Consider the following 24952-nt stretch of genomic DNA (forward strand, 5'->3'; position numbering starts at 1 on the left):
CACCTGGCCCGCATGGAACTCCGCACCGCACTCGACGTCTGGCTCCAACGCATCCCCACCTTCACCCTCGCCGACCCCGACGCCGTCACCTGGGCACCCGGTCAGGTACGCGGCCCCCGAACCCTGCCGCTGCGCATCGGCTGACCCGCCCGACGCTCAATCCACCTCGGCCGTGACCAGGAACAGCAGGGCCGAGGCCAGGAAGGGGCGGGAGGCGAGGTCGTCGAACCACTCCTCGGCGCCGGGTTCGAGGTACCCGGCGCCGACGGCCCTGACCAGGTTGCGGCGCAGGCCGAGGACCTGGTCGGCGGTGGCCAGGTCCTGGAAGACGGGCGCGACCGTCACCACCGACCGCACCGCGAGGCCCGCCTCCACGCACAACCGGGCCAGACGCCGGCCGAGCGTGCCGTGGCGGATCATCTCGGTGGCGATGAACCGGGTCAGCGTGCGGCCCACGTCCGGGCGCGGCGAGTCGATCAGCAGGCCCTCCCAGTCGGGCTCGGCCATGACGATCCGCGCCCCGGGACGGGCCACCCGGCGGAACTCCGCCAGCACCCGCGCCGGGTCGTCCACGTGCTGCAACACCCGGTCGGTACGGGCCCGGTCGATGCTCCCGTCCGCGACCGGCAGCGCGTGCACGTCCCCGGGGCGCACCTCGACCAGCGGCCGTCCGGCCAGGCGGGCGCGGGCCTCGGCGACCATCACCGGGTCGCGGTCGAGGCCGATCACCCGTCCGGCGGGGGCGACGGCGTCGGCCATGGCCGCGAGGTCCGTCCCCGGGCCGCAGCCGAGGTCGAGCACGGTCTGGCCGGGCCGCAGGTCCAGCAGGTCCAGGACCTGCCGCTTGTAGCCCTTGCCGACGTCGGTCGAGGCGACGTGGTCGAGGTAGGCGATCGGGTCGGGGCGGGAGGCGGGGTCAATGTCGATCATGAACCCAGCCAACCAGACGAGTGCGCAGATCCCCGGCACACCAGGTGAAGGTTCCGTGCAGCCCCGCCCGCCCAGGGGTGGGCAGGGCGCAGCGGGTGGGTCGGTCCGGTTGCGGCTCGGCGCGGTGCGGACCGGGCAGGGTGGTCAGGTGCGGCGGAGGCGCCACAGGGAGGTGATCTCGCTCGCGCGGGCCGCGTGCAAGGGGTCGGACGCGTCGAAGGCGCGCGGGTGCCGGGGCCTGGCCTGGAGGCGGCCCACGACTCGCAGGCCCGCCGTCGCGAAGGCGGACAGGAGCTCGGCTCGGGTCCGCAGCCCCAGGCGTTCGGCCAGGTCCGACAGGATCAGCCAGCCCTCGCCCGCCGGTTCCAGGTGCTCGTCCAGGCCGTCGAGGAAGCCGCGCAGCATGCGGCTTCCGGGGTCGTAGACCGCGTGGTCGAGGGGCGAGGCCGGCTTGGCCGGCAACCACGGGGGGTTGCAGACGACGAGCGGCGCGCGTCCGGGCGGGAAGAGGTCGGCGTCCAGGACGTCGACCCGGCCGTCCAGGCCCAGCCGCCGCAGGTTGTCGCGGGCGCAGGCCACGGCGCGCGGGTCGCGGTCGGTGGCCACGAGCCGCCGGACGCCCCTGCGGGCCAGGACGGCGGCGAGCACGCCGGTCCCGGTGCCGATGTCGAATGCCCCGGCGCGCGAGACCAGCGGCGCCCTGGCCACCAGGTCGACGTACTCGCCGCGTACCGGCGAGAAGACGCCGTAGTGGGGATGGACGCGGTCGTTCAGGGCGGGCACCTCGACGCCTCTCCTGCGCCACTCGTAGGCCCCGACGATGCCCAGCAGCTCGCGCAGCGAGGTCACCGACGCCTCCCCGGGGCCGTAGACCTCCGCGCAGGCGCGCCGCACGTCGGGGGCACGCCGCAGGGGGACGGCGTGGTCCGGGTCGAGCGGCACCAGCAGCCGGCCCAGCACGACGGCCCGCTGGGAACGGGCCTGGCGCTGCTGGTGGAAGGCACGCGCGAGCGAGGGGGCGGGCGGGGGTGGGTGGTGGTCGGCGCGCCGTGCCATGGCGCGCAGCAGCCGGCGGGCGGCGTGGAAGTCGCCGCGCCACAGCAGGGCCGTGCCCTCGCAGGCCAGGCGGTACGCGGTGGCGGCGGCCAGCCGGTCGTCGGCGATCACCACGTGCGCGGGCGGCGGCGAACCGTTCTCGGAACGCCAGCGGGCCGACCGGGCCTCGCCGTCTTCGGTCCAGCGGATCTCGAGCACTCAGGGCTCCTCATGATCGAACCAGTGATGGTCATGAAGAGCACTTCGACGCGGTGGATCAGCCTGTGGCGGCCTCCCGCGAGGAAGTGCGCGCCGGGGCGTCGCCGAGAACCATGCCGGGCGGTGGGAACGACATGATCAACCTCCTCGTGGGATCGGGAACCCCCTCATCCTAGGGGGTGGCCCTCACGGGCGCGCGTCGAGCGTTGTCAGGATCCTCTTGACCGCTTTCCCGGACAGATCCGGTCAGGCCGGAATACGGTGGGCCGTTGACGATCGGCCAACGCCCGCAAGCCTACGGAGCATCTCCATGCGTACCGCAGCGGCAGTCCTCTCCTTCGTGCTCGCCCTCGCCCTCCTGCCCGTCCAGCCGGTGACCGCCGTCACCGGCGCGTCCACCGCGTCCACCACGTCCACCACGTCCACCGCGACCTCCTCGGCCGCCGCGGCGTCGCTGCCGGGCGGCAAGTCCACCTTCGTCGTCTCGCAGGGCCATCTCCAGGCCGCCTCCCGGCAGAACTGGGTGCGTCTGGGCACCTACCGCTTCGCCGCGAACGGCACGGTGAGCGCCGCCCTCTACCTGTGGTGGCAGCGCTTCCCCAAGGCCAGGCAGCGCACCGGCACCGTGCCCGACCCGAGCTGCACGACGAAGGCGGGCGGCGTCGCCACCCGCCCGCGCGGCTGCGAGGTGCTCACCGCGGGCGGCTACACCGGCGGGCCGAGCGAGGCCCGTACGGGGACGTACACGCTGGCGGGCAACGTGCTCACCATCCGGTGGAAGATCGCCCAGACCTGGACCGAGCAGTGGTACGTCCGCACCTCGCCCGACGGCAAGCTGGCCCGCCTCGACCTCAAGGCCAGCAGCCTGGCCACGCACGGCTACGGGTACGGCAGCAACGCCGCGGTCGGCACCCGGCGCGCGATGAGCTCGGTGCGGGCCTTCCCCGGCTCGCTCCGGCAGGACCTGACGAGCTGGGCGAGCGGCACGCTGGTCAAGGCCGGCGACCAGCCGTTCGGCCTCTCCTCCTTCCGCGCCTGCAAGTCGACCACCTCGTGCCTGACCTACCTGCAGCCGTCCTCGCGAGGAGCGTGCCAGAAGTCGGGCGGCTGCCCCAAGTTCGGCGGCGGGACGCGGCCCAACGTCAGCTCGATCCAGTACTACCTGACGACGATCTCCAAGTCCGACCGCCGCGACACGCTGTGGCACTGGTGCACGTGCCTGGCGATGGAGCGCGGCGAGTTCTGCTACACGGGCAACTCCCACGTCAAGCCGCTGATGCAGATCATCGACGACACGGGGGCCTTCCGCGGCTGGATCGGGGTGGAGGCGTCCTTCTCGACCGGCTCGCGGGCGACGGACATGCTGGCGGTGCTGCGCATCTCCGACTTCCGCTGACCGCGAAGCCGGTTCGGGAGCCGGGTCAGGAGCCGGAGCGCAGTTGCTCGGCGGCCTCCTGGTAGGCGCGGGCGGCCCGGTCGAAGTAGTCGAAGAGCACGTCGCGGTGCTCGGCCGGGTACTCCGCGAGGATGTCGCCGATCTTCCGCCGGACGGGGGCCATGACCTCGTCGAGCTCGGCGGGCTTGCCGACCGGCTCGACGATCACCTTGCGGCGGTCGTCGGGGGCGGGGACGCGGCGGACGTACCCGGCCTGTTCCAGCCGGTCGATCAGCCGGGTGGTCGGGCCGGTGGTCAGGCCGGTGCGGGTGCCGAGCTCGCCGGGGGTCATCGGGCCGGCGAGTTCGAGGATGTTCAGGGCGTACAGGTCGGTGGCGCCCAGGCCGCACGCTTTGGCGCCGGCGTGGCCGTGCAGCATCACCGCGCTCAGGTAACGGCGGTAGAGCCGGCCGGCGTCGGACGGGTCCGGGGTGTTCGGCACACGATCCTCACTTCCTGTTCTCCCTCCCGGAGAAGATAAATCCTCCAAGAAGTAACTTCTTCTGTGAAGTTACCACGTGGGAGGCGCGCAGCCGTCCCAGCGCGAGCAGGACGAGGGTCGTGAGCACCACGGCGGTCAGCAGGACGGCCAGGTTCAGCGGGGTGCGCAGGAAGCCCAGCGCCACGATCAGCGTGGTCGCGGCGGCTTCGGCGCTCATCGGGGCAGGGCGCCACCGCGCGAGCGGTAGACGATGTACGGCCTGGCCAGGTACGCGACGGGGGCGGCGAAGGCGTGCACCAGGCGGCTGAACGGCCACAGCGCGAACAGCGCCAGCCCGAGCAGCGTGTGCGCCTGGAAGACGAACGGCGCCGACGCCATGGCGTCCACGTCCGGCTCCAGTTCGAGCAGGCTGCGGAACCACACCGACACGCCGAGCCGGTAGTCGTAGTGGCCGTACGGCCCGAGCAGGGTGGCGATCAGCCCGGCGAGCAGCACGGTGGCCAGCACCGGGTACAGGACGCGGTCGGAGCGCCCGGACGCCCGCCGCACGGCCCGCACGCGCAGCCGCCGCCACAGCAGCACACCGAGCCCGGCCACGGTGGCCAGCCCGGCCAGCCCGCCGACGACCAGGGCGTTGAGCCGGTACATGGGCTCGGTCACGTGCACGGCCTCGGTGAACCGCTCGGGGACGAGCAGGCCGACCAGGTGACCGGCGATCACGAACAGCAGCCCGAAGTGGAACAGCGGCCCGCCCACCCGCAGCAGGCGGCTCTCGTGGAGCTGGCTGGAACGGGTGGTCAGCCCGAACCGGTCGTAGCGGTGACGCCAGGCCACACCGGCCGCGAACAGCACCAGGACGACGTACGGCAGCACGCCCCACAGGGCGATCTCCAGATGTCTCATCAGCGGACCCCTCCGGGAACCTCGGGCAGAACGGTACGGCCGACCCGCTCGGCGGGCGGGCCGAGCGCCACCCGCTCCCGCACGGTCCGGCGGTCGGCGGACGTGGCGCGGGGCAACGTCATCAGCACGGCCTCCACGACGGCGGCGTAGTGGCTGCGGCGCGCGGTCAGGCCGGTGCGCAGCAGGTCGAGGCCGGGCCGGTGGTCGCGCAGCAGCCGGCCGCCGGGGCCGGGCACGCGGGCGGCGAACTCCAGCATCACCGGCAGGAAGTCGGGCAGCTCCCCGGCGCCGGGCTGCCAGCCGTGGTCGCGGTAGAGCGTCTTGAGCTCCAGGAGGGACTCGCCGCGCCTGCGGGTGTCGCCGTCGCCGTAGTAGGTCATGTGGAGCGTGCGGCGGCCGCTGCGGTCGAAGGTGGCCACGTACGCGGCGCCGGCGTCGAGCGCGGGCTGGGCCGCGGCCTCGGCGCAGAAGCCGCGCAGGCGCTCGGTGGCGGCGCCGCCCCCCGTGTCCAGCGCGGTGCGCACCAGGTCGAGGCGGGCGGCCCAGTCGTCCCCCGGGTAGCTCAGCAGGAGGGAGGCGGCCTGGTGGATCAGGCGGGACTCGTACCGGTTCACTCGCCCGCCTCGCCCTTGGACGGGAACAGGCCGTCGGGTGTGCCCTTGCCGTCCCAGTTGAGGAGGTTGACCCGGCCGCGCAGCCGTTCGTCCTTGGTGACCGGCGGGCTGTGGAAGCCCTCGGCGAGCATGCCGGGGCCGCCGGGGGCGTCCAGGCTGCATCCCGCCTCCCCGGTGTGGTCGGAGGTGACGTAGGCGGTGGGGATGACGTACCGCTCGTCGTACTTGGCGAGGGCGAGCAGGCGGTACATGCGTTCCAGGTCGGCGGCCTCCAGACCGGTCCCGGCGGCGATGCCGGGGTCCGGCTCGTCGCCGAGGTTGCGGGCCCGCATGTGGGAGCGCATGGCGGCCAGGCGGCACAGCGCGGCCTCCACCGGGGCCGGGTCGCCCGCGGTGAACAGCTCGGCCAGGTAGCCGACCGGGATGCGCAGCGAGCCGATGGCGCCGAACAGGTTGCCCGCGTCCTCGCCGTCGTGGCCGGTCTCGGCCAGCGCGTCGACGATGGGCGACAGCGGCGGGACGTACCAGACCATGGGCATCGTGCGGTACTCCGGGTGCAGGGGCAGCGCGATCCGGAACTCGGTGATGAGCCGGCGCACGGGCGAGCGGCGGGCGGCCTCCAGCCAGTCGTGCGGGATGCCCGCCGCCTCGGCGGCGGCGACCACCCCGGGGTCGGCGGGGTCGAGGAAGCAGTCGAGCTGCGCCTGGTACAGGTCACGTTCCTCGGGCACGGCCGCGGCCTCCCCGACGCGGTCGGCGTCGTAGAGCATGACCCCGAGGTAGCGCAGGCGGCCGACGCACGTCTCGGAGCAGACCGTCGGCTCACCCGCCTCGATGCGCGGGTAGCAGAACGTGCACTTCTCGGCCTTGCCGGTCTGGTGGTTGAAGTACACCTTCTTGTACGGGCAGCCGGACACACACATCCGCCACCCCCGGCACCGGTCCTGGTCGACCAGGACGATGCCGTCCTCCATGCGCTTGTACATCGCCCCCGACGGGCAGGCGGCCACGCAGGAGGGGTTGAGGCAGTGCTCGCAGATGCGCGGCAGGTGGAACATGAACGCCCGCTCGTAGTCCAGGCGCACGGTGTCGCTCACCTTGCGCAGGACGACGTCGGCGGCGAGCTGCTCCGGGCCGCCGCCCAGGTCGTCGTCCCAGTTCGGGCCCCAGGTGACGGCGGTGGGCCGTCCGTCGATCAGCGAGCGGGGCGGCGCGGTCGGCACGTCGTCGCCGAGCGGCGCGCTGATGAGGTTGTCGTAGTCGTAGGTCCACGGCTCGTAGTAGTCGTCGAGGCCGGGGAAGTCGGGGTTGGCGAAGAGCGTGGTCAGGCGGCGCAGCCGGCCGCCGGCGCGGGGCACCAGGCGGCCGTGGCGCAGCCGCCAGCCGCCGCGCCACCGGTCCTGGTCCTGCCAGCCCCGGGGATAGCCCTGGCCGGGGCGGGTCTCGACGTTGTTGAACCAGACGTACTCGGTGCCCGGCCGGTTGGTCCACGTCTGCTTGCAGGTCACCGAGCAGGTGTGGCAGCCGATGCACTTGTCCAGGTTCATCACCATGGCGATCTGGGCCATAGGTCGCATCGGTAACGCACCTCCTGATCCCTGCGGCGGATGACGGTCACCGCGTCGCGCTGGTTGCCGGTGGGGCCGTAGTAGTTGGGGGCGAAGGAGAGCTGGCCGTACCCGCCGATCAGGTGGGTCGGCTTGACCAGGAGCTTGGTGAGCGCGTTGTGCACACCGCCGCGCCGGCCGGTGGCCTGCGACTTGGGCACGTTCACCAGGCGTTCCTGGACGTGGTACATGAACACGGTGCCGGCCGGCATGCGGTGGGAGACGACGGCGCGGGCCACCACGACGCCGTTGACGTTGAGCGCCTCGATCCAGTCGTTGTCGGCCACGCCGATGGCGGCGGCGTCCTCGACGCTGATCCAGATGACCGGGCCGCCTCTGGCCAGGGTCTGCATGAGCAGGTTCTCCTGGTACTCGGAGTGGATCGACCATTTGGAGTGCGGCGTGAGGTAGCGGACGTTCACCGCCTTGCCGCCGTCGGGCGCGGCGGGCAGGCTCTCGCCCAGCGCGTCGAGGTCCAGCGGCGGCCGGTAGACGGGGAGCTGCTCGCCCAGCTCGGCCATCCAGTCGTGGTCGAGGTAGAAGTGCTGGCGGCCGGTGAGCGTGTGCCAGGGCTTGCGGTGCTCGGTGTTGATGGTGAACGGCGCGTACCGGCGGTCGTGCCCCTCCGCGCCCGACCACTCGAAGCTGGCCCCGGCGGGCACCGGCCGGACCTGGGTGTCGGAGAACACCGTGCGGTGCCCGGCGACCGACGCGCCCAGCTCCGACAGCCCCGAGCCGGGGCCGCAGCGTTCGGCGAGCCGGTCGAAGCCCTCGGCGGCGATCCTGCCGTTGGTGGTGCCCGACAGCGCCAGCACCGCCTCGCACAGCTTGACGTCGCTGTCCAGCAGCGGACGGCCCTCGGCCGGGCCTCCGGCGGCCGTGCCGCAGCGCGCGGCGAGCCAGGCCGACTCGGGGACGGGCCGCACGGTGACGCCCTTGACGGTCATGCCCTGACGCTCGGCCAGCGGGCCGAAGGCGGCCAGCTTGTCGGCGATCGCGGTGTAGTCCCGCTCGACCAGCGTCACGGCGGGCATGGTGCGGCCGGGTACGGGCGCGACGCCGCTCTCCCGCCAGTCGGGGACGCCGCCGCCGGGCTGGGCGATCTCGCCGGGCGTGTCGTGCTGGAGGGCGGTGCTCACCAGGTCGTGGGCGACGTCGAGGCGGCCGGCGGCCAGCTCGCTCAGCTTGCGGGCCAGGGAGTGGAAGATGTCGAAGTCGGTGCGGGCCTGCCACGGCGGGTTGATCGCCGGGGTGAAGGCGTGCACGAAAGGGTGCAGGTCGGTGCTGGACAGGTCGTGCTTCTCGTACCAGGTGGCGGCGGGCAGCACCAGGTCGGCGAAGAGCGTCGTGGAGGTCATCCGGAAGTCGAGGGCGAGCAGCAGGTCGAGCTTGCCGCGCGGCCCCTCCCGCCAGGTGACCTCCCGGGGACGGTCGCGCGGCGGCGCCTCCTCGGCGGTGGCGTTGTCGGGCGCGCCCAGCAGGTGGCGCAGGAAGTACTCGTTGCCCTTGGCCGAGGAGCCGATCAGGTTGGCCCGCCAGACGGTGAGCACCCGCGGCCAGTTCTCCGGCGCGTCGGGGTCCTCGCAGGCGAACGCCAGCCGTCCGGCCCCGACCTCGCCGGCGATCCAGCGGGCCGGGTCCTCGCCGCCGTCGTGGATGCGGCGGCCCAGGTCGAGGGGGTTGGCCGCGAAGGTGGGGTAGCTCGGCATCCAGCCCAGCCGGGCCGACTGCGCCACCAGGTCGGCGGTGTGCCGCCCGGCGAACCGGCGGGGCCCGGCCGGGCTGGACAACGTTCCCGCCGAGAACCGTTCGTAGCGCCATTGGCCGGTGTGGACGTACCAGTACGGCGTGCCGGCCATCTGGCGGGAGGGGCGCACCCAGTCGGCCGCGGTGGACAGCTGCTGCCAGCCCGCCAGCGGCCGGACCTTCTCCTGCCCCACGTAATGGGCCCAGCCGCCGCCGTTGACGCCCTGGCAGCCGGTGAGCAGCAGCAGCGTCAGGAAGGAGCGGTAGATGGTGTCGGAGTGGAACCAGTGGTTGGTGCCCGCGCCCATCACGATCATCGCCCGGCCGTCGGTGCGTTCGGCGGTGGCGGCGAACTCCCTGGCGATCCTGATCGCCTGCGCGGCCGGGGTGGAGGTGATGCGCTCCTGCCAGGCGGGGGTGCCGGGGGCGTCGGGGTCGTCGTAGCCGGTGGGCCAGTGGCCCGGCAGGCCGGGGCGGGCGACGCCGTACTGGGCCATGAGCAGGTCGAAGACGGTGGTGACGAGCCGGTCGCCGACGCGCCGGACCGGCACGCCCCTGCGGACGACCCCGGGCTCGTCGAAGCGCGGCAGGACCACCTCGGCACTGTCGCAGCCGGGCACGTGCAGGGTGAGCAGCGGGTCGAGGTCGCCCAGGTCGAGGTTCCAGCGTCCCTGCTCGGCGCTCCAGCGGTCGCCGAGCGTGCCGTTGGGCGCGACCGGGCGGCCGGAGGCGGCGTCGAGGATCATCGGCCGCCACCGGTCCTCCTCTTCCTGTCCGCCCAGGTCGGCCGAGGTCAGGAACTTGCCCGGACGCAGCCCGCCGTCGTCGTGCTCCTCCAGGCCCACCAGGAAGGGCAGGTCGGTGAAGCGCCTGACGTAGCCAGTGAAGTGCGGGGTCTGCCGGTCGGCGAAGAACTCGCGCAGGATGACGTGCCCCATCGCGACGGCGAGCGCGCCGTCGGTGCCGGGATGCGGGTGCAGCCACTCGTCGGCGAACTTGGTGGCGTCGGAGTAGTCGGGCGAGACCACGATCACCTTCTGGCCCCGGTAGCGGGCCTCGGTGACCCAGTGGGCGTCGGGGGTGCGGGTGACCGGGACGTTGGACCCCCACAGCATGAGGTAGGCCGCGTCCCACCAGTCGCCCGACTCCGGCACGTCGGTCTGGTCGCCGAACACCTGCGGTGAGGCTACGGGCAGGTCGGCGTACCAGTCGTAGAAGGACAACATCGGCGCGCCGATCAGCGACATGAACCGGGCGCCCACCGCGTGCGAGGCCATCGACATGGCCGGGATCGGCGAGAACCCGGCGACCCGGTCGGGCCCGTACGTCATGAGCGTGTGGACGTGGGCCGCCGCCGCGATCTCCAGCGCCTCGTCCCATTCGATCCTGACCAGGCCGCCCTGGCCGCGGGCCGACTGGTACCGGTGTCGTTTGCGGGGATCGGTGGTGATCTCGGCCCAGGCCGCGACCGGGTCGCCCAGGCGGGCCCTGGCCTCGCGGTACAGCTCGACCAGGACGCCGCGGGCGTGCGGGTAGCGCACCCGGGTGGGCGAGTAGGTGTACCAGGAGAAGGCGGCGCCGCGGGGGCAGCCGCGCGGTTCGTACTCGGGGCGGTCGGGGCCGACGCTGGGGTAGTCGGTCTGCTGGGTCTCCCAGGTGATCAGGCCGTCCTTGACGTAGACCTTCCAGGAGCACGAGCCGGTGCAGTTGACCCCGTGGGTGGAGCGCACCACCTTGTCGTGCGCCCATCGGCGCCGGTACGGGGAGTCGTTGACCTTGTCCTCGCCGCGGTACACCGCCCGCCGGTCGGGCGTGGTGTCGGCGCGCAGCAACTGGGTGCCCGCCGCCAGCAATCGCGCGGCCGCCGTGTCGGCGGCGCGTTCGGCTCGTGTCAGATGCATGCGTATTCCGCCAGGCACGACACATGACCCCCTTACGTGGAGATGACGCTGTGGGTATCCGCGCCGGTGCGGCGGGGGACGGCGCTTCCCGTAACCCCGAAACCGGCGAATCGACTGAAAGTGATGCGTGCAGTCAGGCGACTGTTTCTAGCATGCGACAGTGTCCATATGGAATGCGTTAGTTCCCCGAGAACGTTTCGCCGCCCCCGAAAACACCATTAGGTCTATCGACCGAAATAACGCGATAAAGGGGAAATGTCGGCGGATCAGGCGTTCAGGAGTCGGCCGCCTCGGTCAGCCGCCGCAGCACGTGGACGAGCGTCGTACGGTCGTCCGGGGCCAGCTTCTCCAGCGCCTGGCCGATGCGCTGCCGCCGCGCGGCGCGCAACCGCTCCAGCACCTCCCGGCCGGCCGGGGTCGCGCTGATGCGGATCTCCCGGCGGCTGTGGGCGGCCGGGGCCCTGCTCAGCAGGCCGGCGGTGTCCAGGCGGTCGACGACCCGGCCGGCCGCCGACAACGACATGTCCAGGCGTTCGGCCAGGGAGCGGAGGTTCATCGGGCCGTGCCGGTCGACCGCCAGCAACACCCGCAGGCGGGGCACCGACAGGTCGCCCAGCGCGGCCATGGCGTCGAGCGTCGCCTCCACCAGCACCAGGGACGCCTCCTCGATGTGCCAGGCCGAGTCGTCCATGACCGCACCTTCACGCGGTGTCGTGGAACGGCCCGGGAAAGCTGAAGCCGCTCGTCCGACATTTTTCCACATAACGGGCCACCTGTTCATCACTGCGCCGACGACCGGAAAAGGAAATTCCTAGCAGCGGCCGGCCCGTGACGCACTCCCGACCGGTACGAGCGTGGACGACACCGCCCGCCCGGCTGAGCGACGGTGTTCACTACCCATTACAGAGGTTTTCCCCGGAGGTTTTCAAATGGTGATGAATTGCGGATGGCCCCTCAAGCCTCAGTGACACCGGTCGGCCCCGCCTGTCACACGGGACACGCGGGAGGACGGGGAGCGGAGGTCGCACATGGAGGGTCAGGGGATGCGGGCCACGGCTCCGTAGTTGCCGGACGAGCCGGGCGCGTCGGCGCAGGTGGGCTCGTCCCCGCCCGGACGCCACTCGGGGACCCAGACCAGGCCGGGCTCCAGCAGGTCGAGACCGTCCAGCAGGTCCGCGACCTCGTCCCGGGTGCGCACGGTCAGGCCGGGCAACGTCATGGCGAGCATGCCCCGCACGGCCGGGGCCAGCTCCCCGGGCACGCCGTCGAAGGTGATGTGCAGCAGGCCGAGGAAGCTGCCCTCGGGGGCGGCGTGCCGCAGGCGCTTGATGACGGTACGGGCGCACTCGTCGTCCAGGCTGTGGGCCGACAGCAGCAGCACCGCGATCGGCCTGTCCCAGTCGAGGAACGTCTGCACCACCGGGTCGCCGAGCATCTCGTCCATCTCCCGCACGTCGCCGTCGACCACGCGCACCAGGTCGCAGAAGGGCTCGATGGTGGCCTGGGCCAGCGTCAGGGCCATCGGGTCGCTCTCGACGTACACCACGCGGACGTCCGGGCCGGCGGAGGTCAGGCGGGCCACGTCGTGCAGGCGAGTGCCGGCCGACGGGCCGTTCGGCACCCCGCTCCCCACGATCATGAACTGGTCCACGCCTTCGACAGCGGCCAAATGACGGATCACCCGCGACAGGTATTCAAGGACAGCACGGGCCGCGGTGGTGGCGACAGGAGTCACTTGATCGAAATGCCGAACCAGGTCTCTGTCGGCGAGGAAGTTGTTCTTCCCACCGGCGGCGGCATCCAGGATCCGGGTGATCCTGGCGTGCGCCGTGCCAAGCCTGGCCAAATTACGGACAGCACGCTGGCGCATGAGCGTTGCCCCTTTCCCCTCGCCGCCACCTTCTTGCGGTAGGCGATCTTTGGACTTCACTCGTGACTCAGACCATATGTTCCAACAATTCCAGTTAATGACAATGGGGCAGACCGGTTATTTCGGGAAATGTTTGTTACCAGAACTTCCGGCGAGATCATTTGGACGGCGTCCGCGCGTAGGATCGGCGGGGTCGAGGTGGAGGTGGCCGTGCCGGAGGATCATGCAGCGCCGCTGGCCGGGATGCGGATCGTCGAGTTGTCCAGCTTCGTCGCCGCGCCGCTCGGCGGGATGACGCTGGCCCAGCTCGGGGCGGAGGTCGTCCGCGTCGATCCGGTCGGCGGCGGGCCCGACGCGCGGCGCTGGCCGCTCGCGCCCTCCGGCCGCAGCCTCTACTGGGCGGGCCTGAACAAGGGCAAGCGCTCGGTCACCGTGGACCTGCGTTCGGACTGCGGGCGGGAGCTGGTCGCCGACCTGGCCGTCGCGGCGGGCACGGTGCTCACCAACGCGCCGCCGCGGGCCGGGCTGTCGTACGAGGAGCTGGCCGCGCGCCGCCCCGACCTGGTGTACGCGCGGCTGCTCGGCCACCGCGACGGCCGTCCCGCCGTGGACTACACGGTCAACGCCGGGCTCGGCCTGCCGTACGTGACGGGTCCCGCCCACCACGACGGCCCGGTCAACCACGTGCTGCCCGCCTGGGACGTCGCCTGCGGCCTCTACCTGGCCGTGGGCCTGCTCGCGGCCGACCGCCGACGGGCCGCGACCGGCCACGGACGCCGTATCGACGTGGCCCTGCACGACGTCGCCCTGGCGACCATGGGCAACCTGGGCCTCCTGGCCGAGGCCCAGCTCCGCGGCGCCGGCCGTCCACGCATCGGCAACGACCTCTACGGTGACTTCGGCCGCGACTTCGTCACCGCCGACGGGCGGCGGCTCATGGTCCTGGTCCTCACCGGACGCCACTGGCGCGACCTGGTCGCCGCGACCGGGCTGGGACGCGTGGTGTCGGCGCTGGAGGAGGCGCTGCCCGCCGACTTCGGCTCCGAGTCCGACCGGTACGCCCACCGGGAGGCGCTGGGCGGGCTGCTCGCGCCGTGGTTCGCCGCGCGGACGGCGGCCGAGGCCGAGGAGGCGCTGACGGGCACGTCGGTGTTGTGGTCGCGGTACCGGACGTTGGAGGAGCTGGCCGCGGGCGGGGCGGCGGTGTTGCGGGCCGAGCCGCTGATGTCCCCGCTCGACCAGCCGGGCGTCGGCCCCCACCTGGCCCCCGGCGGCCCCCTTCTCGTGGACGGCCGCCAGGTCCCGCCGTCGCCCGCTCCCGAGCTGGGCGAGCACACCGACGAGGTGCTGGGCGAGCTGCTGTCGATGTCGGCGTCGGAGGTGGCGGAACTGCGCGCGCGGGGCGTGGTCGCCTGACCCTTGGGCCGTTTCAACAGGCCCGAAAGCCGAATTACGGGCCCGAAAGATGACAAGTCGCGGGAGCGCTCCCACAGCTCCGAACAGTCCTCTGAACTGCTGCTTTCCGAATACAGTTCAAGTTTCACCCAAAAGGAGCCGGACGGAACCTCGTTCAGGCGATTCCGACGCCGGGCCTTGACATCGCAGGCAGGCCCTTTGTGGTCACTCCGGCCGTGAATCGTTCCACCACCCGCCATATGGGCACTGAGCTGGTCTTTCAGGCACGCACTACAACCAGTCAGCCGGTCCGCAAGTTCCGGTGCGTCCGTTATCTGATATTGCGGTGGCCGTCACGGGGACAGGTGACATACTGCGTTGGGAGCGCTCCCGTGACCCTTCGATGAGCCCACGAGGACCGGTAGTGAACCATCCCGACCCCCTGCTCGACGCCCCGCGCCCCTGGGCCGCCCACATCTGGTGGATCGCCCTGGCCGTCGGCGCGGCCGGCTTCGCCTTCGTCTGGCTGGCCACCCCGCACGCCCGCGAGATCGACGCGGCCTGGCAGCTCGCCGCCAAGCTGCTCGCCTTCGCCTGCCTGTGCTGCGCGATCGCGTTCTTCCCCTGGGTGTCGCCGCGCCTGCACTGGCTGCTGTACGTGCCGTTCGTGTTCCTGACCGGCTACCTCATCCCGAGGATCAGCTGGTTCTACTACGGCGACGGCGCGCGGGCCCAGGGCGACAACTTCTACACGCACCTGTACCTGCTGCTCTACCCGGGGATCGTGCTGACGGTCGCCGCCGCGTACCGGATCGGGGGCGGCTCGCCGGGCCGGTGCCTGAAGATCATGGCCACCGGGGTGCTGATCGTGTTCTCCGGCTTCCTCGACGTGATGTGGCAGGTGGTCAACCCGGTCGAGCTCCCCGACCGGATCGACGCCCCGCACATCAACCTGTTCACCGGCGGGCCGATCCCGTTCTGGGGGGCGATCGTGTTCACGCTGGCGCACGTCCCGGTGATCGCCGGGATCAACCTGCTTCCGCTGGATCGCTGGATCACACGCCTGACCGGGGCCGGCGCCGGCACGGACGCCACCCCGAGGAGGTGACCCCCTTGCCGAACAGGCCGGCCGTCGACGTCTCCGTGGCGGCACCCGCGTACAACGAGGCGGACAACATCGCGGCGGCGGTGACGGAATGGCGGGAGTACCTGGAGCGCCACCCGGGGGTGGGCGCGTGGGAGATCGTCGTGTGCGACGACGGCAGCTCCGACGCGACCGGGCAGATCCTGCGGGAGCTGCGGGAGGGCTGCCCGCAGCTCGTCGTCGTCACCTTCGGGCGCAATCGGGGGGCCGGGGCCGCCATCGCCGCGGCCGTCGCGCGCACCCGGCTGGACTGGGTGGTGCTGCTCGACTCCGACGGCCAGTTCCCGATCGCCAACCTCGACGCGTTCCTGGAACGCATCCGTGACGGCGGCGGGCCCGCCTTCTCGGGCGCGCGGGTCAGGAAGGCCGACAGCCTGCCGTACCGGTGGGGGTCGGCGGCCAGCGGCGCGGTCAGCAACCTGCTGCACCACACCCGCTACCGCGACTTCAACTCGATCTTCAAGGTGGTGCGCGGCCCGCTGTTCAGGGCGCTGCCGCTGGAGTCGGCGGGCATGAACTGCTCGACCGAGATCACCGCCCGCGTCGCCGAGCTGGGGCACGCGTGGGAGGAGCTGCCGATCGAGCACCGCGAGCGCGGCGGCGGCAGCCGGGGCTGGCGGTTCTGGCGCGGCGCGCGCGACCGGGCGTTGTTCGTCGGCTATCTCGGGCTGCGACGCTGGCTGCTGCGCCGGGGCGTGCTGCGGGCGCCGCTCGCGCCGTTCCCGCTGGGCCGCTCCTCGCTGGAGGAGGTGCGATGAGCCCGGTGTCGGTGGCCCTGTTCGGCGGCGGGCGCGGCGCGGCCGGCATCGCCCGCGCGCTGCTGCGCACCTCCGGGACGAGCCTGTCCCTGCTGGTGAACGGGTACGACAACGGGCTGTCCACGGGCGCGCTGCGCCGCTGGCTGCCGGGCATGCTGGGCCCGTCGGACTTCCGCAAGAACCTCCTGCTGCACCTCGACCCCGGCGACCCGCGCCACACGCTGCTGGAACGCCGGCTCCCTCCTGGCACCACCCTGGCCGCCCTGGACGCGCTGACCGACGACATCGCCGCGGCGGGCCTCGCGGGGGCGGCACGGGACCTGCGGGTGGTCGCCGAACGCCTGGCCGCCCGGCCCGGCGGGCTCGACCTGGCCGACTGCGCGCTGGGCAACCTCGTGTTCGCCGGGGCGTACCTGCGGCTGGGCGAGGACTTCAACGCGGCGGTAATGGCGTGCGCGCGCACGTTCGGCTCGCCGGTGCGGCTGCTGAACGTGACCGGCGGCGAGAACGCCTTCCTCGTCGCGCTCAAGCAGGACGGCCGGGTGCTGGCCGACGAGGCCGACATCGTCGCGCCGCAGGACGCCGGGGCCATCACCGGGCTGTTCCTGCTGCGCGAGCCGCTGACCGCCGCCGACCGCGCCGCGCTGGCGGGCCGTCCCGCCGAGCGGGTGCGCGAGCTGCTGGCCCGCCGGTCCGCGGACGTCACGCCCAACCCCGAGGCGCTGCGGGCCCTGGCCGAGGCCGACCTCGTCGTGTTCGGCCCCGGCACCCCCCACTCCTCGCTGCTGCCCAGCTACCTGACCCCGGGCCTGGCCGAGGCCGTGTCCGGGAGTCGGGCCGCGGCCCGGGTGTTCGTCGTGAACGTCGGCGGCGACCACGACGTCCAGGGGCTGACGGCCACCGACCTGGTGGATCGCACGCTGGCCTACCTGGGTGACCCGGGCAACGAGCGGGCCTCGATCACGCATGTGCTGAGCGGCCGGGGCACGGCCGGGCCCGCCGTGCCGGCCTGCGTGCTGGACCGGGGCTCGTGGGCGGGGGCGCGCTGGATCAGCGCCGACCTGGAGGACCCGGCCAGGCCCGGCGCCCACCGCGGCCCGCGTACGGCCGAGGCGCTGCTCGCGGTGCTCGGCGAGGCGTCGCTGGCGCGGGCCGGGTGAGCCGGATGCTTCCCTGGACGGCCTGGCTGTGCGACCTCGACGGCACGCTGGTGGACTCCGCCCCCGCGCACGAGGCCGCCTTCCGCCACGCCCTGGCCGAGCACGCGCCCGCCGCGCTGGAGACCTTCCGCTACGCCGACCACGCGGGCGCGAGCACCGCCGCGGTGGCCGCCCGGCTGACCGGCGGCCCGGCGGCGGCCGCCCGGCTGGCGCGGCACAAGCAGCGGCTCTACCGCGCCTACGTCGAGGCGGGCCTGGTCCGGCCGTTCCCGGGCGCACACCGCCTGCTGGACGCGCTGGGCGCGGCCGGCCGGGCGGCCTACCTGGTCACCGGCGGCAGCCGGGCCTCGGTGGAGCGGGTGCTGTCCGCGTGCCCGCTGCCGGTGCGCGACGTGCTGACCGCCGACGACGTGCCGGTGAGCAAGCCCGACCCGGGGTTCTACCGTGCGGCCTGCCGCCGCTGGGGGGTGCGTCCGGCCGCGGCCGTCGCGCTGGAGGACTCCGCGCACGGCGTGGCCTCGGCCGTCGGCGCGGGCCTGGCGACGCTGCACGTGCACACCGCCGAGGCCGCGCCCGGCGCGGTCGCGGCGCCGGACCTGGATCACATCGTGTCCCTGCTGGAGAGGTGGTCGGCGAGGTGAGTGAACGGCGGCTGTGCGCGGTGATCCCGGCCGCGGGGCGCGGGACGCGGCTCGGCCACGACCTGCCGAAGATCATGATCGGCCTGGCCGACGGCGTCACCGTGTGGGACGTGCTGCACCGGCGGCTGCGCCCGCCGGCCGGGCACGTGCACGTCGTGGTGTCCCCGGCGGGCGCGGGCCCGTTCGGCGAGCTGGTGGCGGGGACGCCCGGGGTGTCGGTGAGCGTGCAGGAGCGGCCGACCGGGATGGGCGAGGCGATCTTCGGCGCGGCCGGCCACTGGGCCGGGTACGAGACGATCCTCGTGGTCTGGGGCGACCAGGCGAACCTGTCGGCGCGGACCGTGCGCCGGGTCGTCGCCGCCCATCCGGGCGAGGGGCTGACCCTGCCGCTGGTGCCGATGGACGACCCCTACGTGGAGTACGAGCTGGCCGGCGGGGAGCTCGTCCGGGTGCGGCAGTCTCGCGAGGGCGAGGAGTGCCGTCCGGGCGGGCTCAGCGACATCGGCGTGTTCTGCCTGGCCACCGCGGGCCTGCGGGAGGCGTGGGAGCGGTACGCGGCGGGCGCGGCGCGCGGCTCGGCCACCGGCGAGGTGAACTTCCTCCCGTTCCTGACGCATCTGTCGCGGGCCGAGGGCTGGCCGCTGACGGTCGTGCCGGTGGACGACCCGGCCGAGGCGCGCGGCGTCAACACGGCCGACGACCTGGAGTTCGCCCGGCGGGCGTACGCGCGGTGCTCGGGCTGAGGGGGCGCGCGGCGGGCCTCGTCCGGGGCCACCGGTGGGCGGCCGGGCCGACGCTGGTGAGCACGGCGGCCAGCGGCATCGCGGCGGCCACCACGCTGGTCGTCGCGCGCGGGGCGGGGGCGAGCGCGTTCGGGCACTTCACGGTGGTGCTGTCGATCGCGCTGATCGTCACCGTGGCCATGCTGACGAGCCTGCACTACGTCATGCTCCAGGAGCTGCCGCGGGCCGTGCCGGGCGAGCGTCCGGCGCTGGTCACCACGGCGCTGGCGGCGACGCTGGCGGTGAGCGCCGGGCTGGCCGCGCTGGGCCTGGCGGCCGCTCCCCTGCTGACGTCGGCGCTGAACGTGGACGTCCCGACGCTGGCCTACGGGCTGGCGCTGGCGGTGTCGATGACGGTCAACCAGCTCGCGGACGGCTTCCTGCGGGGGCTGGGCCGGTTCGCGCTGGTGGCCCGGCTCAAGCTGGCGGTCGCGGTCGCCTACCTGGGCGCGGCCTGCTTCTGCCTGCTGGTGCTGGGGATCAGGGACGCCGAGCCGTACCTGGTCGCGCTGATCGTGACGAACGCGGCGTTCGCGGTGGTGGCGACGGCGGGGGCGGGGGTGCGCCCGCGGGCGTTCTCGGCGCGGCTGACCCGCTCGCTCTACCGGCACGGCGCGTACGTGACGGCCGTCGCCGCGCTGACCGGCCTGCTGTTCGGCGTGGACGTGATCTTCCTCAACCACTGGGCGGCCCCGGCCGACGTCGGCGTGTACTCGGTCTACAACGGCTTCCCCAAGCGGCTGCTCGGCGTGGTGTTCACCGACGGGGTGCTGCTGGTGCTGCTGCCCAGGATGGCCACCGCCGACAAACCGGTGCTGATGCGGCGGATCGCCCGGCTGGTCCCGGCCGTGGCGGGGGTGACGGCGGTCTTCTCCTTCGCCGCGAGCACGGTGTTCTTCCTGCTCATGGGCGGCGAGTACCCGTACTCGACGGGGCTGACGGCGCTGTCGGCGCTGGGCATCGGGGCGCACACGGCGTTCAACCTGTACTCGGTGGCGCTGTCCATGGACGGGGTGCGCGGCGCCCGCGTGCTGATCGGCTGCCTGCTCGCGGGCACGCCGGTGGCGCTGGCCGTGCCGGCCTGGTGTATCCGGTGGCACGGGCTGGCCGGGGGCCTGGCCGGGTTCGCGCTGGCCAACCTTCTCCTGCTGGCCGTCGTGGCCGTGTCGGCCGCGCGGGTCTACCTCAAGGACCTGTCATGAGAATCGCCTGCGTCGTCAACCAGTTCCCGCCCAACGTCACGGCGGGGCTCGGCCGGTACGTCGAGCTGATCACCCCGTACCTGGCCCGCGACCACGAGGTGACCGTCCACACCCTCAACGTCGGCGGCCTGCCCGTGGACGAGCGGGTGGACGGCGTCACCGTGCACCGGCCGCGCGTCCGGCTGCCCGGGACCCGCGGGCGGCGGCTCAACCGCACCCGCCGGACGGAGTTCCTGCTGCTGACGGCGCAGGTCGTGGCCAGCAACTGGCGGTACGTGCGGCGGCTGCGCCGCGGCGGGCGTCCGGACCTGGTCGCCGTGCACGACTCGACGAACTTCCTGGCCGGCCTGCTCTGCCACTACCTGCTGCGCCTGCCGGTGGTCCTGCACGTGCACACCACCGAGTACGGCGTGGCCGCGCAGCGCACCATCCGCGACCCGCTGAACCTGTTCGCGGCGCTGGAACGCCGGCTGGCCCGGATCTCCCGGCGGGTGGTGGTGGCCACGCCGGAGGTACGCGCGCAGCTGCTCGCCGCCGGGTGGCGGCACACGCCGATCGACGTGGTGCCGCTCGGCGGGACGTACGAGCGGGTCGTCGCCGATCCGGCCTTCGACCGGGACGCGCTGCGGAGGGGCGCGGCGGCGCTGCGGGAGCGGCTGGGCCTGTCCGAGCGCGACCGGGTGCTGCTGTTCGTGGGCCGGATCGAACGCCAGAAGGGCGTCTACCAGCTCCTGGAGGCGATGCGCGCGGCGTCGGCCGCCGTCCCGAGGCTGCGGCTGCTGATCGTCGGGGAGGGCGACGAGGCCGGCGTCCGGCGCATCGTGGAGGCGACCGGGCTGCGGGGACGGGTGCTGACCTCGGGCCGCTTCGTCACGGGCCGCGAGTTGCTGGAGTACTACGAGCTGGCCGACGCGTGCGTGTTCCCCTCGTTGTTCGAGCCGTTCGGGCTGGTGGCGACCGAGGCGATGGCGCTGGGACGGGCGACCGTCCTGGGCGACGGCTTCTCCCGGATCTTCCTCGGGGACGAGCCCGGACGGCCCGCCGTGCGGTTCGTGCGGGCCGCGGAGGCGTCCGACATCGCCCGCGGGGTGATCGAGGTCATGTCGGACGAGGGGCTGCGGCGGTCGCTGGGCGAGCGCGGCGAGCGGTTCGTCCGGGAGGGCCTGAGCTGGGAACGGGCGGCGGCGGCGACGGCGGGGGTCTACCGGGCGGCTCTCAAGCCGCCCGCCTCCTGATCGTCAGGCCGGGCTGCCCCGCAGGACGCGCAGCGAGCCGACGGCGAGCCCGGTGACCAGCACCACGTGCACGGCCAGGTGCACGGCCATGAAGTAGGCGGTGAAGGCGGTGCCGCGCTGCCGGTGGACGAACCGCAGCAGCTCCGGGTCGGCCACCACGAACCACCCGACCAGCACGGCGGGCACCGCGAACAGCACCGGCGCGAACAGGCCGAGCGGCAGGCAGGCCAGCGCCAGCGCGCAGGCGAGGATGCCGGCGCGGCTGTTGGCGTTCTCCGGCTTGGCCGCGCCCCGCCTGGCCGTGGCCAGCGCGAGCGGGATGAGCGGCAGCGCCCGCCGCCACTGCTCCGACAGCACGGGCAGGAACCGGTGGCCCTCGTCGTGCCGGCCGACCACGGTGTCGGTCAGCACGATCCGGGTGCGGACGGCCAGGCGGCTGCTGTACTCGACGTCCTCGCAGTCGCGCAGGCTCTCGTCGAGCCGTCCGGCCCCGGTCAGCACCTCGCGGCGGATGGCGGCCAGGGCGAACACGACGCTGTTGACCTCGCCGAGGTGCCGGCGCCGCCAGTGGACCTGGTGCAGCAGCCGGTACCACTCCACCGGGCCGTCGTCGATGAGCGGCTCGGTGTCGTAGACGCCGTGCACGCAGCCGACGCCCGGATCGGCCTCCAGGACGGCGACGGCGTTGGCGACCGCGTCGGGCCGCAGCGCCACGTCGCTGTCCAGGAAGAAGATCACGTCGCCGGTCGTGTGCTCGACGCCGGCGTTCCTGGCCGCCGACACGCCGCGGTTCTCCGACAGGCGGACGACCCGGCAGCCCAGCTCCTCGGCGATGGCCGCCGAGCCGTCGGAGCCGGCGTCGTCCACGACCACGATCTCGTCGGGCAGCCGGGTCTGGGCCAGCACCGACTCCAGGCACAGGCGCAGGGTCCTGGCCGCGTTGTAGCACGGCACGATCAGCGAAATCCTCGTCACGAGCGTTGCCCTTCGGCGAGTTCCCCGGCCGCGCGGCGGCCCTCCTCCATGATCTCGCAGAGACCCCGTCGTCAGCCAGTCAGGATGCCGCCGAGCACGTCGTCCAGGGTGACGACGCCGAGCACCTGGCCGGAGTCGTCGGCGACGGCGGCGAGCTGGGCGCGCCGGGCGCGCATGACGGCCAGCACCTGGGCCAGGGTGGCGGTGGCGGGCACCTGCGGCAGGGCGCGCAGGGGCAGCGGCTCGCGGGCCCCGTGGCCGTTCAGGGCGTCCAGGACGTGCAGGTAGCCGCGCAGCTCGGCGGGGTCGTCGCCGTGCACGGGGAAGCGGGAGTGGCCGTGGCGGCCGGCGTACCGTTGCAGGCCGGCGCTGTCGATGGTCTCCGGCACGCTGACGACCTCGCTCATCGGCACCATCACCGAGCCGACCGGGCGGGCGTGCAGGGCGAGGGTGGCGATCAGGCGGTCGCGTTCGTCCTGGCGGAGCAGGTGGTGGCGGCGCGACTCCTCGATGAGCACGGGCAGCTCGCCGGAGGTGTAGACCGTACGGACCTCCTCGGCGGACGGGACGCGCAGCAGCCGCAGCACCACCCCCGCCATGGCCTTGACCAGCGTCAGCACCGGCCGCGTCGCCCTGGCCAGCACGAACAGCGGCGGCACCAGCCACAGCGCGGCCACGTCGGGCGCCGACAGCGCCAGGTTCTTCGGCACCATCTCGCCGATGATCACGTGCGCGGCGACCACCAGCAGCAGCGCCAGCGCGAAGGCGACCGGATGGGCCAGGCGCTCGGGCAGCCCCAGGGCGGCCAGCGGCGGCCGTACGGCCTCGGCCACCACCGGCTCCCCGACCGCTCCGAGCACGAGCGAGGCCAGCGTCACGCCGAGCTGCGCCGCCGCCAGCATGGTGGGGACGGCGTTCATGGCGGCGAGCACGGCCTGCGCCCGCCGTGAGCCCTCGCGCGCCCGAGGCTCGATCAGGGTGCGGCGGGCGGAGATGAGCGCGAACTCCGCGCCCACGAAGAAGCCGTTGACGGCCAGCAGCACCACGATGACCAGCCCTTGGGCGAGGCTCACGGCCGCTCCCCCGCCCGGCGCGGCGCGGTCAGCGTGACCTGCTCGATCCGGCGGCCCCGCATGGCCTCCACCCGCAGGACCCAGTCGCGCACCGCCACCTCGTCCCCCGGGTCGGGGATGCGGCCGAGCGCGGCCATCACCAGCCCGGCGAGCGTCTCGTACGGGCCCGGCGGCATGCGGAAGCCGGTGCGTTCCTCGACCTCGTCGGCGCGCAGCAGCGCGGGCAGGCCCACCGAGGCGCCCGGCGGGAGCAGCACCGGCGAGGGCTCGTCGGACTGCTCCTCGGGCAGGTCGTACTCGTCGGCGATGTCGCCGATCAGCTCCTCGGCCAGGTCCTCGACGGTGACGACGCCGGCCAGGCCGCCGTACTCGTCGATCACGACGGCCATCTCGGCGCGGGCCGTGGCCAGGCGCTCCTGCACGACCTCCAGCCGCAGCGTCTCGGGCACCTGGAGGGCGGGCCTGGCGATCGCGGCCACCTGGGTGGTGTCGCGTTCGGACGGCGGCACCGCGCAGGCGCCGGGGACGCTGGCGATGCCGAGGATGTCGTCGCGTTCCGCGCCGCAGACGGGGATGCGCAGGTGGCGGCGGCTCCTGGCCAGTTTGAGGAACTCGGTGACGCTGGTGGTGCCCGGCACGGTCACGCAGTCCGTACGGGGTGTCATGGCCTCACCGGCGGTCTTGCCGCCGAAGCGCAGGGCCCGCTGGAGCATGGCGGCGGTGCCGGGCTGGAGCACGCCGGCCTCGGCGGACAGGCGTACCAGCAGGCCCAGTTCCTCGGGCGAGCGGGCGGAGGCCAGCTCCTCCTGCGGCTCGGCGCCGAGCCGGCGGACGATCGCGTCGGCCACCGCGTTGCACAGCCGGATCAGCGGCCCGCACGCCGCCGAGAACGCCCGCTGCGGCGGCGTCGCCAGCCGGGCCACCGCGAGCGGCCTGGACAGGGCGGCGTTCTTGGGCACCAGCTCGCCCAGCACCATCTGCGCCACCGTGGACAGCGCGATCGCCAGCACGACCGGCACGACCGGGACGCCGCCGAGCAGCGGGTCGAGCAGGTCGGCGATGGCGGGCTCGGCCACGACGCCGAGCAGCAGGGAGGTGACGGTGATGCCGAGCTGGGCGCCCGACAGGTGGAACGACAGCCGTCGCAACGCGGCCTCGACGCCCTGGGCGCCCCGGTCGCCGTCCTCGGCGAGCTGGCGGACCTGGCCGCGTTCGACGGTGACGAGGGAGAACTCGGCCGCGACGAAGACGCCGTTGGCCAGGATCAGGGCGAGGGCCGCGAGCAGGTAGACGGCGTCGAGGAGCACGTCAGCCCGGGCCCTCGGGTAACGCCGCGGGCGGCCGGTCGTACTCAGACTCCACGGGCGAAAGCTAGCATCCGCCTCGGGCGCGCGGAAGTCATGACGAACCGCCGTTGATCAGACGTTGCCCAGCACGCGCGTCACCTGGATCTCCAGCACCACCCTGGACGGGTTGGGCCGGGGCGGCTTGTAGCGGGCGGCGTAACGGCGTTCGGCGTCGGCGACCTGCTCGGGCGCCGTGCGCACGACGGCCCGCCCTTCCAGGGTGGACCAGCGGCGGCCGTCGACCTGGCACAGCGACACCGGCGCGCCGTCCGTGCCGATCAGCCGGGCCTTGTGGGAGGACCCGGAGGTGATCACGCGGGCGGTCGCGGTGTCCAGGTCGAGCGTCACGCCCACGGGCACCACGTGCGGTGGGCCTCCGTCGCGGGCGGTGGCGAGCGTGCACAGGTGCCGCTCCCGCCAGAACGCGGCGAACGCCTCGCCCAGCTCGGCCAGGTCCACGATCCTCCTCAGGGACTCCTCGGGGTTCCGGGCGAGCGACATCGTACAGCGCCCGAGGAAGGGGACCGGTGAAGGGGCCC

The 24952-nt window shown here is 73.5% G+C and carries 24 protein-coding genes; 10 read left to right on the top strand and 14 right to left on the bottom strand.

Annotation, left to right across the window (positions count from 1 at the left end; translation table 11 throughout):
* Window positions 1-156: 156 nt before the first annotated feature.
* Window positions 157-930: a methyltransferase domain-containing protein gene (locus tag AB0J97_RS37645; RefSeq protein ID WP_364097986.1), complete on the bottom strand. Its 774-nt coding sequence runs from the start codon at window positions 928-930 to the stop codon at window positions 157-159.
* Window positions 931-1074: 144 nt separating this feature from the next.
* Entirely contained in the window at window positions 1075-2184 is a 1110-nt protein-coding gene (locus AB0J97_RS37650; RefSeq protein WP_364097989.1) for a class I SAM-dependent methyltransferase, read from the bottom strand.
* 310 nt (window positions 2185-2494) lie between these two features.
* Here AB0J97_RS37650 and AB0J97_RS37655 point away from each other — a divergent pair, with 310 nt between their 5' ends.
* A complete protein-coding gene (locus AB0J97_RS37655; RefSeq protein ID WP_364097992.1) occupies window positions 2495-3580 on the top strand; it encodes a hypothetical protein in 1086 nt (361 codons plus the stop codon).
* Between the two features lie 25 nt (window positions 3581-3605).
* Here the strand turns inward: AB0J97_RS37655 and AB0J97_RS37660 are convergent, their stop codons facing one another.
* From AB0J97_RS37660 to AB0J97_RS37695, 8 genes are all read right to left on the bottom strand, one after another.
* Entirely contained in the window at window positions 3606-4061 is a 456-nt protein-coding gene (locus tag AB0J97_RS37660; protein WP_364097995.1) for a MarR family transcriptional regulator, read from the bottom strand.
* Window positions 4062-4068: 7 nt separating this feature from the next.
* A complete protein-coding gene (locus tag AB0J97_RS37665; protein WP_364097998.1) occupies window positions 4069-4278 on the bottom strand; it encodes a hypothetical protein in 210 nt (69 codons plus the stop codon).
* A complete protein-coding gene (gene narI, locus AB0J97_RS37670) occupies window positions 4275-4964 on the bottom strand; it encodes a respiratory nitrate reductase subunit gamma (protein ID WP_364098000.1) in 690 nt (229 codons plus the stop codon). Before narI ends, AB0J97_RS37665 begins: the two co-directional genes overlap by 4 nt.
* Window positions 4964-5578 carry a nitrate reductase molybdenum cofactor assembly chaperone gene (gene narJ, locus AB0J97_RS37675; RefSeq protein WP_364098003.1) on the bottom strand — a complete coding sequence of 205 codons (615 nt, stop codon included), beginning with the start codon at window positions 5576-5578 and terminating at the stop codon, window positions 4964-4966. The genes narI and narJ overlap by 1 nt, the downstream gene beginning before the upstream one ends.
* Complete coding sequence (gene narH, locus AB0J97_RS37680; RefSeq protein ID WP_364098006.1) at window positions 5575-7155, bottom strand: nitrate reductase subunit beta; 1581 nt, start codon at window positions 7153-7155, stop codon at window positions 5575-5577. Before narH ends, narJ begins: the two co-directional genes overlap by 4 nt.
* Window positions 7125-10832, bottom strand: coding sequence for a nitrate reductase subunit alpha (locus tag AB0J97_RS37685; protein ID WP_364098009.1), 3708 nt, complete (start codon window positions 10830-10832; stop codon window positions 7125-7127). Before AB0J97_RS37685 ends, narH begins: the two co-directional genes overlap by 31 nt.
* A gap of 274 nt (window positions 10833-11106) precedes the next feature.
* Window positions 11107-11523 carry a MarR family transcriptional regulator gene (locus AB0J97_RS37690; RefSeq protein ID WP_357705447.1) on the bottom strand — a complete coding sequence of 139 codons (417 nt, stop codon included), beginning with the start codon at window positions 11521-11523 and terminating at the stop codon, window positions 11107-11109.
* 345 nt (window positions 11524-11868) lie between these two features.
* Entirely contained in the window at window positions 11869-12648 is a 780-nt protein-coding gene (locus tag AB0J97_RS37695; protein WP_364098295.1) for an SAM-dependent methyltransferase, read from the bottom strand.
* Here AB0J97_RS37695 and AB0J97_RS37700 point away from each other — a divergent pair.
* The 9 genes from AB0J97_RS37700 to AB0J97_RS37740 all read left to right on the top strand — a co-directional run bounded on the left by AB0J97_RS37700 (window position 12568) and on the right by AB0J97_RS37740 (window position 21019).
* Window positions 12568-12744 (top strand): hypothetical protein, encoded by a 177-nt coding sequence (locus tag AB0J97_RS37700; RefSeq protein WP_357705571.1) that lies wholly within the window; start codon window positions 12568-12570, stop codon window positions 12742-12744. The genes AB0J97_RS37695 and AB0J97_RS37700 overlap by 81 nt on opposite strands.
* Before the next feature lie 168 nt (window positions 12745-12912).
* Window positions 12913-14118 carry a CoA transferase gene (locus tag AB0J97_RS37705; RefSeq protein ID WP_364098012.1) on the top strand — a complete coding sequence of 402 codons (1206 nt, stop codon included), beginning with the start codon at window positions 12913-12915 and terminating at the stop codon, window positions 14116-14118.
* Window positions 14119-14521: 403 nt separating this feature from the next.
* Window positions 14522-15205, top strand: a complete 684-nt coding sequence (locus tag AB0J97_RS37710) for a hypothetical protein (RefSeq protein ID WP_364098015.1) — start codon at window positions 14522-14524, stop codon at window positions 15203-15205.
* Window positions 15206-15210: 5 nt separating this feature from the next.
* Complete coding sequence (locus AB0J97_RS37715; protein WP_357705450.1) at window positions 15211-15999, top strand: glycosyltransferase family 2 protein; 789 nt, start codon at window positions 15211-15213, stop codon at window positions 15997-15999.
* The gene (locus tag AB0J97_RS37720) at window positions 15996-17159 is read left to right on the top strand and encodes a 2-phospho-L-lactate transferase CofD family protein (protein ID WP_364098018.1); all 1164 of its coding nucleotides are present in this window, start codon (window positions 15996-15998) and stop codon (window positions 17157-17159) included. Before AB0J97_RS37715 ends, AB0J97_RS37720 begins: the two co-directional genes overlap by 4 nt.
* A 5-nt stretch (window positions 17160-17164) precedes the next feature.
* Window positions 17165-17800 (top strand): HAD family phosphatase, encoded by a 636-nt coding sequence (locus tag AB0J97_RS37725; protein ID WP_364098021.1) that lies wholly within the window; start codon window positions 17165-17167, stop codon window positions 17798-17800.
* A complete protein-coding gene (locus AB0J97_RS37730) occupies window positions 17797-18543 on the top strand; it encodes an NTP transferase domain-containing protein (RefSeq protein ID WP_364098024.1) in 747 nt (248 codons plus the stop codon). Before AB0J97_RS37725 ends, AB0J97_RS37730 begins: the two co-directional genes overlap by 4 nt.
* Window positions 18531-19784, top strand: a complete 1254-nt coding sequence (locus AB0J97_RS37735) for a hypothetical protein (protein WP_364098027.1) — start codon at window positions 18531-18533, stop codon at window positions 19782-19784. The genes AB0J97_RS37730 and AB0J97_RS37735 overlap by 13 nt, the downstream gene beginning before the upstream one ends.
* Window positions 19781-21019: a glycosyltransferase family 4 protein gene (locus AB0J97_RS37740; RefSeq protein ID WP_364098030.1), complete on the top strand. Its 1239-nt coding sequence runs from the start codon at window positions 19781-19783 to the stop codon at window positions 21017-21019. Before AB0J97_RS37735 ends, AB0J97_RS37740 begins: the two co-directional genes overlap by 4 nt.
* Window positions 21020-21022: 3 nt before the next feature.
* Here the strand turns inward: AB0J97_RS37740 and AB0J97_RS37745 are convergent, their stop codons facing one another.
* The 4 genes from AB0J97_RS37745 to AB0J97_RS37760 all read right to left on the bottom strand — a co-directional run bounded on the left by AB0J97_RS37745 (window position 21023) and on the right by AB0J97_RS37760 (window position 24914).
* The gene (locus AB0J97_RS37745) at window positions 21023-21994 is read right to left on the bottom strand and encodes a glycosyltransferase family 2 protein (RefSeq protein ID WP_364098033.1); all 972 of its coding nucleotides are present in this window, start codon (window positions 21992-21994) and stop codon (window positions 21023-21025) included.
* Window positions 21995-22065: 71 nt separating this feature from the next.
* Window positions 22066-23067, bottom strand: a complete 1002-nt coding sequence (locus AB0J97_RS37750) for a hemolysin family protein (RefSeq protein WP_364098036.1) — start codon at window positions 23065-23067, stop codon at window positions 22066-22068.
* On the bottom strand, window positions 23064-24374 hold the full coding sequence (locus AB0J97_RS37755) for a hemolysin family protein (protein WP_364098039.1): 1311 nt from the start codon (window positions 24372-24374) through the stop codon (window positions 23064-23066). The genes AB0J97_RS37750 and AB0J97_RS37755 overlap by 4 nt, the downstream gene beginning before the upstream one ends.
* Before the next feature lie 111 nt (window positions 24375-24485).
* On the bottom strand, window positions 24486-24914 hold the full coding sequence (locus tag AB0J97_RS37760; protein WP_364098042.1) for a pyridoxamine 5'-phosphate oxidase family protein: 429 nt from the start codon (window positions 24912-24914) through the stop codon (window positions 24486-24488).
* Window positions 24915-24952 lie beyond the last annotated feature (38 nt).

The sequence above is a fragment of the Nonomuraea sp. NPDC049607 genome, from assembly GCF_040675375.1.
Classification (GTDB): domain Bacteria; phylum Actinomycetota; class Actinomycetes; order Streptosporangiales; family Streptosporangiaceae; genus Nonomuraea.